The 12,010-nt window shown below is 59.7% G+C and carries 12 protein-coding genes; 6 read left to right on the top strand and 6 right to left on the bottom strand.

Features of this window, described 5'->3' with window-relative positions; all coding sequences use genetic code 11:
* The 5 genes from XM53_RS21625 to XM53_RS21605 all read right to left on the bottom strand — a co-directional run.
* A partial coding sequence (locus XM53_RS21625) for a carboxyl transferase domain-containing protein (protein ID WP_328586705.1) occupies window positions 1-861 on the bottom strand: 861 nt, incomplete at its 3' end.
* Window positions 862-863: 2 nt separating this feature from the next.
* Window positions 864-1,367 carry an acetyl-CoA carboxylase biotin carboxyl carrier protein subunit gene (locus XM53_RS21620; protein ID WP_236544605.1) on the bottom strand — a complete coding sequence of 168 codons (504 nt, stop codon included), beginning with the start codon at window positions 1,365-1,367 and terminating at the stop codon, window positions 864-866.
* Window positions 1,367-2,836: an acetyl-CoA carboxylase biotin carboxylase subunit gene (locus tag XM53_RS21615; RefSeq protein ID WP_057796876.1), complete on the bottom strand. Its 1,470-nt coding sequence runs from the start codon at window positions 2,834-2,836 to the stop codon at window positions 1,367-1,369. The genes XM53_RS21620 and XM53_RS21615 overlap by 1 nt, the downstream gene beginning before the upstream one ends.
* A 12-nt stretch (window positions 2,837-2,848) precedes the next feature.
* On the bottom strand, window positions 2,849-4,648 hold the full coding sequence (locus XM53_RS21610) for an acyclic terpene utilization AtuA family protein (RefSeq protein ID WP_057796875.1): 1,800 nt from the start codon (window positions 4,646-4,648) through the stop codon (window positions 2,849-2,851).
* Window positions 4,649-4,669: 21 nt separating this feature from the next.
* Entirely contained in the window at window positions 4,670-5,455 is a 786-nt protein-coding gene (locus tag XM53_RS21605; RefSeq protein WP_082631173.1) for an enoyl-CoA hydratase-related protein, read from the bottom strand.
* A 133-nt stretch (window positions 5,456-5,588) separates the two neighbouring features.
* Here XM53_RS21605 and XM53_RS21600 point away from each other — a divergent pair, with 133 nt between their 5' ends.
* The 6 genes from XM53_RS21600 to XM53_RS22835 are packed head-to-tail and all read left to right on the top strand — an operon-like array spanning window position 5,589 to window position 10,572.
* Window positions 5,589-6,803, top strand: a complete 1,215-nt coding sequence (locus XM53_RS21600; protein WP_057796880.1) for an acyl-CoA dehydrogenase family protein — start codon at window positions 5,589-5,591, stop codon at window positions 6,801-6,803.
* Between the two features lie 13 nt (window positions 6,804-6,816).
* A complete protein-coding gene (locus tag XM53_RS21595) occupies window positions 6,817-8,016 on the top strand; it encodes an acyl-CoA dehydrogenase family protein (RefSeq protein ID WP_057796879.1) in 1,200 nt (399 codons plus the stop codon).
* A gap of 9 nt (window positions 8,017-8,025) precedes the next feature.
* Complete coding sequence (locus tag XM53_RS21590; protein ID WP_057796873.1) at window positions 8,026-8,880, top strand: SDR family NAD(P)-dependent oxidoreductase; 855 nt, start codon at window positions 8,026-8,028, stop codon at window positions 8,878-8,880.
* On the top strand, window positions 8,873-9,676 hold the full coding sequence (locus tag XM53_RS21585) for an enoyl-CoA hydratase-related protein (RefSeq protein ID WP_057796872.1): 804 nt from the start codon (window positions 8,873-8,875) through the stop codon (window positions 9,674-9,676). The genes XM53_RS21590 and XM53_RS21585 overlap by 8 nt, the downstream gene beginning before the upstream one ends.
* Window positions 9,677-9,688: 12 nt before the next feature.
* Window positions 9,689-10,171 (top strand): PaaI family thioesterase, encoded by a 483-nt coding sequence (locus tag XM53_RS21580; protein WP_057796871.1) that lies wholly within the window; start codon window positions 9,689-9,691, stop codon window positions 10,169-10,171.
* Window positions 10,171-10,572, top strand: a complete 402-nt coding sequence (locus tag XM53_RS22835; protein WP_028093915.1) for a PaaI family thioesterase — start codon at window positions 10,171-10,173, stop codon at window positions 10,570-10,572. The genes XM53_RS21580 and XM53_RS22835 overlap by 1 nt, the downstream gene beginning before the upstream one ends.
* Here the strand turns inward: XM53_RS22835 and XM53_RS21575 are convergent.
* The gene (locus XM53_RS21575) at window positions 10,508-11,875 is read right to left on the bottom strand and encodes a TetR/AcrR family transcriptional regulator (RefSeq protein ID WP_236544604.1); all 1,368 of its coding nucleotides are present in this window, start codon (window positions 11,873-11,875) and stop codon (window positions 10,508-10,510) included. The genes XM53_RS22835 and XM53_RS21575 overlap by 65 nt on opposite strands.
* Window positions 11,876-12,010: the final 135 nt, after the last annotated feature.

Raw genomic sequence — 12,010 nt, 5'->3', positions numbered from 1 at the left:
TTTAGGGTTGTAATACGGTTCCTCATAAGATGCGGTTTCGATGATCGTTTTCGGTGTGCGCTTCCACTGGCTGACAATTTCACGCGCCATTGAAAAGGCGTGTTGTTCGGTCGCGGCGCGATAGTCGCCGGTGCCCGATACCGAGGTGTGCATGACCGCGCCGCCAAGCTCCTGAACACCGACCTCTTCGCCGGTGGCCGCCTTGACCAGCGGCGGACCTCCAAGAAAAATCGCGCCTGTGCCTTCGATGATGATGTTGTAGTCGCTCAGCGTCGGCACATAGGCACCGCCAGCCGTGCAGTGTCCGCCGACCACGGCAATCTGCGGGATATTGGCCTGGCTCAGCTTGACCTGGTTGCGGAACACCCGCCCACCCAGATACCGGTCGGGAAACACCCCGTGCTGCAGCGGCAGGAAACCGCCCGCGCTGTCGCAGATATGGATGACCGGCAGACGGTTTTCCAGCGCGACATCCAGAAGACGCACGACCTTTTTCACGGTATGCGGATACCAGGCACCGCCCTTGACGCTGGCATCATTGGCATGAATGGCGACCTCGCGCCCCTGCACGATGCCGATCCCCGTAACCACGCCTGCGCCGGGCACCACCCCGTCATATTCACGACAGGCCGCCAGGGTCGAAAACTCCAAAAACGGAGTGCCGGGGTCCAGCAGCAGTTCCAGCCGCTCGCGCACGCCCAGTTTGTTCTGGCGGGCAAGGCGGTCGATATCGCGTTGCGGGCGTTCGAAACGCACCGCGTGCTGGCGGGCGTGAAATTCCTTCAGCCGTTCAGACATGGCGGCATAATTTGTCTTGTAGTCGGCGGCATTGGTGTCGATCTGACTTTCAATCCTGCGCATGGTCACTCCTCCTCCGGGGCCAATTGGGCCAGGATGTCTTTCAGACCAAAACTGTCGCCTTCGGCGAATGGCATCTCGGCAACGACCCCGTCGCGCGGCGCCGTCAGCGTGGTTTCCAACTTCATGCTTTCGATCACCAGAAGCGGCTGGCCTTCTTCAACCGCATCGCCGGGTTTAACCGCAACCGACACCACGACACCCGGCATGGGCGCCACCAATCGGTCGTCGCTCGCGCCACCGTCGCTTCCGGCCAGGCGTTCGGCGGGATCAATCCGCCCGACTTCGTAGGTTCGCCCGTCCATGTGCACAAAAGTTGCTTCCGGCCCCACGGCCAGTCGCAATTCACGCACAACACTCTTGGCCCGTAGCTTGTAACCGCCCGGCAGACCCGTCGGGTCCAATTGGCAGGCAACAGCGCCAGTGGGGGTATTGAGCACGAACCGGCTGCCATCATGACCCAGCCAGCAATCAGTCTCTTCTCCGTCGATCAGAAAAATCCGTCGCATCAATTTCTCCAGCCACCCATCTTGCGATGCATTTCCGATATCTGCATCACGTCGCTTAGCAATCGTTCGTCCGACAGGGCCGCCGCCGCCATCAGCAGGTCCGAGACATCTTCGCCCGGCGCGGTCAGCGTTTCGGATTGTTCAGCTAGGAAGCCAGTTGAAACGTCACCAGAGGCGAAATCCGGATGTGCAAGGATTGCATCCAGGTAACCGGAGTTGGTCGTCACCCCGAGGATCAAATAGTTCTGCACCGCGTTCCGGGCACGGGCGATGGCCTGCGCGCGATCCGGGCCATGCACGATCAGCTTGGACAACATCGGGTCGAAGTCGGTCGTTACCTTGCCGCCATCCAGAATGCCGCTGTCTACGCGGACACCCTCGCCCTGCGGTTCGTCCAGCAGTAGGATATCGCCGATCGCGGGGCGAAAATCGGCCGTCGCATCCTCGGCACAGATGCGCAGTTCGATAGAGTGTCCGGTTTGGGGAATATCCGCCTGCACGGCGCTCAGCCCGTCGCCCGCCGCGACACGCAGCTGCTCGGCAACCAGATCGAAACCGGTCACCAGTTCGGTCACCGGATGTTCGACCTGAAGGCGGGTGTTCATTTCCAGGAAATAAAAGGCCCCATCCTGCGCATAGATGAATTCGACCGTCCCCGCCCCGCGGTATTTGACGGCGCGGGCAATTCCGGCAGCGGTCTCGCAGATCTCATCCCGTTGCTCGGGGGTCAGCGCCGGTGAGGGGGTTTCCTCGATAATCTTCTGGAACCGGCGCTGGATCGAACATTCGCGTTCCCAGAAATGGACTACGTTGCCCTGCCCGTCGCCCATCACCTGCACCTCGATATGGCGCGGGCGTTCGATATAGCGTTCGACAAACAGACGGCCGTCACCGAAATACCGTTCGCCTTCGCGGCGCGCGGTTTCGATTTCGGTCTCCAGCGTGCTGTCCTCGCGTACGACGCGCATGCCCTTGCCGCCACCGCCGGCCGAGGGCTTGATGAGCAGCGGATAGCCAACGGCGCGGGCGCGTTCGACAAAGCTCGCCGGATCATCATCCTCGATCGCCGAGGGGGCGACGGGAAACCCGCGTTCCTCGACAAAGGCGCGGGCGCGGACCTTGTCCCCCATCAGGTCGATGACCTCGGACGTCGGGCCGACAAAGGTCACTCCGGCTTTTTCCAGCGCCGCGACAAAACCGGCATTCTCTGACAGAAAGCCATAGCCGGGATGCACCGCGTCCGCGCCGATCCCTTTGGCGGCTTCGACGATCTGAGGAATATCGAGATAGGCGGCCACGGGCGTCGGGCCGTCGATCATCACGACCTCATCTGCGATCAGATGCGCCGGCCCCTCTTGCTCGGCGACATGACTCAACACGGCCGTCGCAAGCCCGCGGGCCTTGGCGGTGCGCAACACGCGCGCCGCGATCTCACCCCGATTGGCGACCAGGAGTTTCGAAATGGTCATGGTGTCGTCCTCTTAGTTCGGGTTCGCGGCATTCAGTCCGTCACGTGCGGCCAGATCGGCTGGCACGGGAATTTCGATATCAAGCAGCATCTGCGCGAACCCTTTGCCCTGCGGGTCTATGCGGACCGAGGCGATGCCGCCACCGCCAAGCGATTCATGCAACAGGAAATTCAGCGAATGGCTTCCAGGCAAGTCGAACCGTTCTACCCTGCCTTCGCAGACATGGGCGAAATAGTCTTTCACCACCTCTTCGCTGAGAGCCGAGCGGATATATGGCAGGTAGTCCGGCTTACGCGCAAGGATGCCGATATTGGCGATGTCCCCCTTGTCGCCCGAGCGGCCCCAGGCCAGTTCGACGAGGCGGACCTTGACAGCGTCCGGACCGAGCTCGCGGCTATCTGCGAGTGGTGCGGCAGTCGGATCAAGGTGCACTGGCGTGGTGGCTACGCTCACGGGCACATCCTTGCCGTCGACCTCGACCGCGACGGGGGTCTCGGCCTTGCTCTGAAGGAAGGAGAACAGACGGACCACCGGCTGCACCTTGGGCCGTCCGGCGAAGAACCCGGTCAGACCCTGCGCGGTCGAAATCGCCATCGGTGCGATTTCGCCGGCAAAGATGTTCAGCGCGGCGCGATCGTCATGGACCGCGCCAATCTTGAGCACCACCTCGCGGGTCCGGGCGCGCGCATTTGCACCATAGGCCGCCTCGGCCCCCAGCACCTCGACGCTGACCTGCCGAAAATCGCCCATGTTGCGGTCGTGGAAAATCCGGCGACAGCGGGTCAGGATCGCCTCGGCCACACGTTCGGACTTGGCGGGTGCATCAATCGCGGCCAGTGTCAGGGTAGAGACCGCGCGCCAGCCATCGGCATGGGTCGCCGACACCTTGTAGCTGTCGGTCCGCCCAAGCCCCCTGCCGCCCTTGACCAGCACCTGATCAGGTCCGACCTGCTCCAGGGTGACCCCGGACCAGTCGCAGATCACGTCGGGCAACAGGTAGGCGCGCGGATCCCCGATTTCATAGAGCATCTGCTCTCCGACTGACCCGGGCACGACCAGCCCGCCGGTGTCAGGCGTCTTGGTCATGATGAAACTGCCGTCTTCGGACACCTCGACGATGGGCATGCCCATATTGTCCCAACCCGGCACGTCCTGCCAGTCGGTGAAGTTGCCGCCGGTTCCCTGGGGGCCGCATTCGATCAGGTGGCCGGCCAGCGATCCCTGGCTGAGCTTGTCCCAGTCATCGTCGCCCCAGCCGTACTCATGCATCAGGGTACCAAGCGCGACCGCGCTGTCGGCGCAGCGTCCGGTGATCACAATGTCGGCCCCGGCATCCAGCGCGGCAGCGATGGGGCGGGCACCCAGATAGGCATTCATGCTCCAGATATCATCTGGAAATTCGACACCCGAGAACATTTCCGTCTGACCATTTTTGCGAATTTCATCGGCCCTGGGCAACAGGTCATCGCCCAGCACGACTCCGATGGACAGATCGATCCCGGCCTGGGCGGCGGCTTTGGCAAGCGCATCGCTGCAGCCACGCGGGTTCACGCCCCCGGCATTGGCAACGACCTTGATCCCTTTTGCCTTGATATCCGGCAACCAGGGTGCCAGCGCCTTGACGAAGTCCGGCGCATAGCCCGACTCGGGCGCTTTGGCGCGGGCCCGCGCCATCAGCGACATTGTCACCTCTGCAAGATAGTCAAACACCAGATAGTCGATCTCGCCCTTTGAGACCAGTTGACCGATCGCTTCCGGCGTATCGCCCCAGAAGCCCGACGCGCATCCGATGCGCAGCTTTCGATCCGACATATTCCTCTCCTCCCCGCTTGATCAGCGGCCCGTCCATTCAGGTTTGCGCTTCGCAATGAAGGCATCAAAGCCTTCGCGCGCGTCTTCGGTCTGCGCCACAAGCGGCAAAAGTGTTTCTGCAAACCGCATTTGCTGCGGATAGGTCATATCCTCCATCGCGTGACAGGCGTATTTTCCCAGCCGGATCGCGCTCGGCGACTGCGCAGCAATCTGGGCAACCAGTTCTGCAACCTTGCCGTCCAACCCCGCGGCATCGGTCACGTAGTTGACCAGATTGAACTGCAGGGCTTCCTCGGTCGTCAGAGGAACGCCGGTGATGAACATCTCCATCAGCCTCCGCCGGGGCAGCACGCGCATCATGGGTGGCACGATCGTCATGGGAAACAGACCTACCTTCACTTCCGGCGTTCCGATGCGGGCATGATCCGCCATCACAGCCAGATCGCAGGCACAGATGACGCCCGCCCCCGCCCCCATCGCGACGCCATTGATGCGCGCGATCGTTGGCTTTCGGCACGCCTGTATCGTCTCGAACAACCTTCCGGCAAAATGATCCGGGGCCGCCGGATCCTGAACAAACGGGCCGCCATCCGCCCCCGCCTTGATGTCGCCCCCGGCACAGAAGGCGCGCTCGCCCTCGCCGGTCAGAACGATCACGCGGCAATCGCTGTCCCTCTCGGCAGCACATATGGCGGCAATGATCCCGTCTGCGACCTCACGGTTGAGGGCATTTCGATTATCAGGACGTCGAATCGTGATACGCACTTCTTTGCCGAGCGCCTGCGATTGAACAACGCTCTCAGTCATTTCCGAAGCTCCCCCCTGCATTCAGGACACCGCGCTTTCTTACGTCAGGTCGTCAAAAGCTTGGCTTGATCTATTTTCTAACATGTGTTTGATTTTGGTCAACACTGCGGACGACATTTTTCGGGAGGATGATATGACCACTCAAAGTGAGGCTATCGCGGCTGATCTGGAAGCCATCAGGGCGAACTATTCTTTGACCGATGAGCAACGCCAGATTGTCGATCACGTGGATCGGGTATCGCGCGAGGTGCTGCACCCGCTGCAGGCGCGCATGGATGACGAGGAATGGTGGCCCGATGATCTGTTCAAGCAGATGGGCGAGCTGGGCCTGCTGGGGATTACCGCACCCGAAGAGCTTGGCGGATCGGGGCAGAACGAATTCACCCAGGCGCTGGTATCCGAAGTTATCTCGAAATGGAATCCGGCTGTGGGCCTCTCGCACGGGGCGCATGACAACCTGTGCCTGAACAACCTGCTGCGCAATGGATCGCAAGAGCAGGTAAGGAAATATGTGCCGGGTCTTTGCTCGGGCGACCTGGTTGGCGCTCTGGGCCTGACCGAACCGGGTGCAGGATCCGATGCGCTCGGATCCATGGCGACCACCGCCCGCCGCGACGGCGATGATTATGTCATCAACGGCTCGAAGATCTACATCACCAACGGGCCGATTGCCGATGTGATCCTGCTTTATGCCAAAACCGACAAGTCGAAGGGCGCCAAGGGCATTTCCGCTTTCATCATCGAGACGGAAAATCCCGGTTTCAAGGTGGCGCAAAAGCTTGACAAGATGGGTTTCCGCGGCTCGCCAACCGGAGAACTGGTGTTTGAGGATTGCCGCGTACCCGCATCCGCCATGGTTGGACTAGAAAACACCGGCGTTTCGGTGGTAATGAGCGGGCTGGACCTGGAGCGTGCTATGGTTGCCTCAGTCTGCGTTGGCATGGCCGAACGCGCGCTGGAGCTGGGTCTGGAATACGCCAAGATTCGCGAACAATTCGGCAAGCCGATTGCAAGTTTCCAGATGATGCAGTCGAAATTGGCCGAGATCTACACCGAGGTCGAAACCGCGCGTGCCTTCAGTTATCGTGCGCTGGCCGCCTGTACCGGCCTGCCAAAAGGGGCCGGGGGCCGCGGCGAAATCCACAAATTGACAGCGGCGGCCTGTCTTTCCGCCGGCGAGGCATTCAACAAGGCGGTGACCGAAGCCTGCCATATTCATGGTGGCTCTGGCTACATGCAGGACACCGAGATCAACCGGCTGTTCCGCGCCAACAAATTGTTGGAGATCGGCGCGGGAACAAGCGAAGTCCGCAAGATCATCATTGCCGAAGAACTTTTGCGCGCCTGAGGGGGACGAGACCATGAACAAGCAACTGCGCAACGACACCGCTCTGCCAACACATTTCATGACGGACGAACAGCAGGCTCTGGCCGATCAGGCCGGCAAGTTCTTCATGTCCGAATTCCACCATCTGAATGCGGAAATGGACGATACTGATGACCTGCCGTCTTCGGTTTTCCCCAAGCTGGGCGAAATGGGCTACCTGGGACTGAACGTGTCGCCGGAATTCGGCGGCGCTGGGTTGGATTTCACCTCGGCCTGTATCATCACCGAACAGCTGTCGCGATCCTCTGCGGCCATCGGACTGACCCATGTGGCGCACGACAACCTCTGCGTCAACAACATCTATCGCAACGCCAATGACGAGTTGCGCCGAAAATACCTGCCAGGTCTGTGCAACGGCACGCTGATCGGCGCCCTGGGCCTGACCGAACCCGGCGCGGGGTCTGATGCGCTTGGCTCGATGCGGACCACGGCCAAAAAGGATGGCGACGACTACATCCTGAACGGCGCCAAGATCTACATCACCAACGGACCGATTGCCGATCTGGTCCTGGTCTATGCCAAGACTTCGCCGGAAAAGGGGGCCAAGGGTATTTCCGCCTTTATCGTGGAAACCGACACGCCTGGTTTCAAGGTGGCGCAGAAGCTCAACAAGATGGGATTCCGCGGCTCGCCGACGGGCGAACTGGTACTCGAAGATTGCCGCGTTCCGGCCAGAAACATGGTCGGCAAGCTGGATGGCGGCGTTGCCGTTACCATGTCCGGGCTTGATCTGGAACGTGCCATCGTCTGTTTCAACGCTCTGGGCATTGCGCAGCGGGCGCTGGATATTTCCATCGATTACGCCAAGACACGCCAGCAATTCGGCAAACCGATCGCCAGTTTTCAGATGGTTCAGGCGATGCTGGCCGACATGTATACGCAGATCGAGGCCGCGCGGAGCCTGTCCTTGCGCACCGCTGCCATGTGTGAAGGCCTCGAAGAGGGCGAAGGCGGGCGCGGCGAAATCCACAAGCTCACCGCTGCGGCGATCTACAAGGCCGCTGAGGCGACATCCTTCGTGCTGGACAAAGCTGTCCAGATTCACGGCGGCTCGGGTTACATGCGTGATACAGAAGTGAACCGGCTGTACCGGACCGGTCGCGTGCTTGAGGTCGGCGCAGGCACCCAGGAGGTTCGCAAACTCATCATCTCTGGCGAATTGCTGAAGAACTAGGGGCGGAACATGAGCGAAGCGAAATCAAGGCGTTACGCGTCGGATCTCATGGCGGGTCAGGTTGCCCTGGTCACGGGGTCCGGATCTGGAATGGGCCGGGCGACGGCGATCGAAATGGCCGCTTGCGGGGCCAGGCTTGCGCTGTTCGCGCGCCGCGAAGAGCCGCTGGAAGAGACCGCCGAAATGATCCGGGCGGCGGGGGGCGAGGCCTTTGTCGTGCCCGGAGACACCCGCGACGAAGACAGTATCGAAGCTGCGATGGGGCGGATCAAGGACCACTATGGGCAGTTGGATGTTTTGGTGAACAATGCCGGCGGCCAGTATATCGCGGCCGCCCGCGATATCACCAACAAGGGCTTCGAAGCCGTGATCCGCAACAACCTGATCGGGTCTTGGCAGATGACCCGGGCAGCGGCGGATCACTTCATGTACGACAATGGTGGATCGGTTGTGTTTGTCACCGCCATCTCGGCGCGCACCGCGCTTACCGGCTTTACACACACCGTCGCCGCCCGCGCCGGTGTGACGGGAATGATGAAAACGCTGGCCGCCGAATGGGGCGAGTACGGCATCCGGCTGAACTGTGTCGCGCCGGGCACGATCAAGACCGATGCGCTTGGCCGCTATCCGATTCCGCCGGAACAGTGGAAAAAGCTGAACCGCTCGGTGCTAAACCGGATGGGGGCGGCCGAGGACATCGCAGGCACGATCATTTTCCTGGCCTCGAAACTTGGCGGTTTCATCACCGGAGAAGACATTTATGTAGACGGCGGTGAGACCTTGCATATGGGTCATGACGCGCGGGACATGATCAACCCCGCGATGTTCGAGAAACGCGAACGGGGAGATGGCAAGAATGAGTAAACACCCAGTCCTTCTGGAGATTTCCGACAGGATCGCCACGGTTACGCTGAACGATCCCGAGCGGCGCAACCCGGTCACCGGAAACGACATGATCGCTGCCCTTCTGGAGACCTTTGCCAAGGTGCAGGCCGATCCTCAGGTCAGCGTGATGATCCTGACCGGCGCCGACCCGGCCTTTTGTGCCGGCGGCGACATCAAGGAAATGAACGATCCCGACAGCGTGTTCCGCAAGGAGCCGCTGGCGGCGGTGCAGAGCTATGTCGACGGGGTGCAGCGCCTGCCACAGGCGCTCTACAACATGGATATTCCGACCATCGCCGCAGTCAACGGCCCGGCGGTGGGCGCGGGGTGCGACCTGACCATGATGTGCGACATGCGCATCGCGTCGGAAAAAGCAAGGTTCGGCGAGGTGTTTCTGAATCTCGGAATCATTCCGGGCGATGCGGGCAGCTGGTTCCTGTTGCGTCGTCTGGGCCACCAGAGGGCCGCCGATCTGACCTTCTCAGGGCGCATGGTCGAGGCCAAGGAAGCGCTGGAGCTTGGTATGGTGCTTGAACTTGCGCCTCATGAAAAATTGATGGAACGGGCCCGCGAACGGGCCGCTGTCATCGCCGCGAAACCGCCGCGCGCGGTGCGGGTCGCCAAGCGTCTGATGCGCAATGCCGAACGGATGGACCTGCCGGATTTCCTGAATTCCGCGGCGGCCTATCAGGCGCTCATGCATCAGACCGAAGACCACCACGAGGCGGTTGCTGCGTTCGTCGAAAAACGAAAACCCAATTTCACGGGGCGTTAAAGGAAAGATCGCATGTCAGACATCACCCAAAAGAAGATGGAGCAAATCGCGCAGATGTGGAATGCGCGCGGCAAGGGTCTGATACCGCATATGGCGCTTGAGATCGAAGAGATCTCGACCGAAAGTGTTCGGGTTCGGATGCCGTTCAATCCGGACTTTTGCGTCGATGCGGAACAATCGCTGCTCCACGGTGGTATCCTGACGGCACTTCTGGATAGTGTCTTTGGACTGGCGAACTTTGTTGCCATCGAAGGCGTCAGTACCATGGCCACTCTTGACCTCAGAGTTGATTACCTGCGCCCGGCCCGTTCGCGCGCGGATGTCATCGTTCAAGCGCATTGTTTTCGCAAGACCCGCCACATCGCCTTCAATTCCGGCAGCGTCTGGTTCGCGGGCCATGAGGATGCTGAAATAGCCAGAGGAACCGCCTCGTTTGCATTGACGCGCGGCGAAACCAGCCTTTTTGACGCAATGACAAAAGGAAAAACCTCGTGATGGACGTGCAAACTGTCAATGCCAATGTATCCCGGGTGCCGTTCTTCCGATTTCTCAACTTTGAGGTCAGAAGTCTAGACAGTCTCCATGCTGAGGCGGAAATGACCTTTGATGACCGCCATATCGGTAACCCGATCATGGAGTACTACCATGGCGGCATAATCGCGAGCTTTATGGAGGCCACTGCCGCCATCGCGGTACAGCCCGATTTCGCCGACGTTCCGGCCAAGCCGATCAACCTGACCGTCGATTACCTCAGACCTGGTGTGAAGGGACCGCTTTTTGCGCGCGCTAACGTCACGCGCAAAGGCAAGCGGATGGCAAGCGTCAGCGTGCTCAGCTGGCAGACGGATCGGGAAAAGGCGGTTGCCGAAGGGCTGTATCACTTCCTTCTGGTCTGACCGGGCAACCGCTTTCAGGGCCACCTTGTCCTGTGGACGGGGCCGCTTCCCGGTTACAAATGCCTTCCAGTAACAGATTGATGAGCATGCTGGAGAATTCAGGCAGTGATAGATATCCTTCCACTCCTGCCTTGTTCGGGTCGAACCATTCCACCGTCCAGTTTAAGGCACCCAACATCACCTGGCGCAAGGGGACGATCTTGATATCCGACCGTATGGCACCGTCGTCCTGAGCTTCACGGAGTATCCAATCCCAGAGTTTTCCATACTCATGGCGAATACCCCTGTGCCTCTCCCTGAAATGATTGGGGAGCATTCCATAGCTTCTGATATTCGCCGAGGTGAATTCGCTTGCCTTGAAGAGGAAATCAAGGTGCGCCCAGATTGCAGTCGCTATCCTGGCGTGATGATCGTACGGGACATCGAATTTCCGAACGGCGGCTTCGACACCTGATAACAAGTCCCTCAGCCCGGCGTTTAGAACTTCGTCAATGATCGCTTCCTTGGAGTTGAAATGGTAATAGACGCTGCCCGCTTTCATGTCCGCTTCTTCCGCGATCTTTCTAAGGGTCGCCGCCTTGTAGCCATTGTCCCTCAGAACGTGCGCTGCGGCCTTTAGGATTTCTGCACGGGTCTTAGCCGCCTTGCCGTCGGGATCCGGGATTTTGGCGGGAGTGGCGGAGCACAGCTTCAAGCCTTCGGTATCCGCCTTGCGATGCAGAGACATTCCGTCAAGTATCAGCTTACTCATTCGTTCCGCGAGGATGCGCACCGGATACTTGTCGATATTATACCATTCCACAGTCCAGTTCATGGCACTGAGGATGAATTGGCGAATGACTGTTGTGGATATGTCATTTCGGAGGTGACCGTTGCGCTTGGCGTCATACAGGAATTTGGCCCAGGCACCCGCATATGATGCACGCAATTCGCGATGCGGGGCGCGTGTCTCGTCCGACAACATCGGATAGTTCCGAATATTGGCTGACGTGAAGTCGCTGTCGGTCAATAGGTAGGTAAGGTGTGTTTCAATCAGCAGTCCGAAAGTCTTGCGAAAACCCTCCGAATTTGCCGGTGCCGACCGAACGATTTCACTGACCTTCTGATATAGTTGACGGACGCCAAGATCGAGAACTTCGCTCAGAATCTGGTCCTTGGATTGAAAATGATAATAAACGCTGCCAGCCTCAATGCCAGCTTCCTGCGCGATGTCGCGCATAGTCGTTGCGTGATAGCCTTCATACCGAAAAAGTCGCGCAGCCGCCGAAAGGATACCCTCACGTGTCCTCTCAGACTTGCTCAAGTCTTCGCTCAGTGTCCTGGGTGGGTCAGTCTTGTGTACCATTCCATTTCGATACTTGCGGGACACGAGACTGTCCATTGCATTAAATCTAACAGATGTTAGAATAATGTAAGGAACGTTCCGAATCAAGTTCTT

This window comes from Roseovarius atlanticus (assembly GCF_001441615.1).
GTDB classification, from domain to species: domain Bacteria; phylum Pseudomonadota; class Alphaproteobacteria; order Rhodobacterales; family Rhodobacteraceae; genus Roseovarius; species Roseovarius atlanticus.
This window is presented reverse-complemented; position numbering and strand designations above follow the sequence as displayed.

What these genes read in the sequence shown, in the direction of transcription:
- XM53_RS21585 (WP_057796872.1), top strand. Translation starts at nt 8,873, where the DNA reads ATGAGTAAACACCCAGTCCTTCTGGAGATTTCCGACAGGATCGCCACG.
- XM53_RS21620 (WP_236544605.1), bottom strand. Translation starts at nt 1,367, where the DNA reads ATGCGACGGATTTTTCTGATCGACGGAGAAGAGACTGATTGCTGGCTG.
- XM53_RS21605 (WP_082631173.1), bottom strand. Translation starts at nt 5,455, where the DNA reads ATGACTGAGAGCGTTGTTCAATCGCAGGCGCTCGGCAAAGAAGTGCGT.
- XM53_RS21615 (WP_057796876.1), bottom strand. Translation starts at nt 2,836, where the DNA reads ATGACCATTTCGAAACTCCTGGTCGCCAATCGGGGTGAGATCGCGGCG.
- XM53_RS21590 (WP_057796873.1), top strand. Translation starts at nt 8,026, where the DNA reads ATGAGCGAAGCGAAATCAAGGCGTTACGCGTCGGATCTCATGGCGGGT.
- XM53_RS21610 (WP_057796875.1), bottom strand. Translation starts at nt 4,648, where the DNA reads ATGTCGGATCGAAAGCTGCGCATCGGATGCGCGTCGGGCTTCTGGGGC.
- XM53_RS21580 (WP_057796871.1), top strand. Translation starts at nt 9,689, where the DNA reads ATGTCAGACATCACCCAAAAGAAGATGGAGCAAATCGCGCAGATGTGG.
- XM53_RS21595 (WP_057796879.1), top strand. Translation starts at nt 6,817, where the DNA reads ATGAACAAGCAACTGCGCAACGACACCGCTCTGCCAACACATTTCATG.
- XM53_RS21600 (WP_057796880.1), top strand. Translation starts at nt 5,589, where the DNA reads ATGACCACTCAAAGTGAGGCTATCGCGGCTGATCTGGAAGCCATCAGG.
- XM53_RS22835 (WP_028093915.1), top strand. Translation starts at nt 10,171, where the DNA reads ATGGACGTGCAAACTGTCAATGCCAATGTATCCCGGGTGCCGTTCTTC.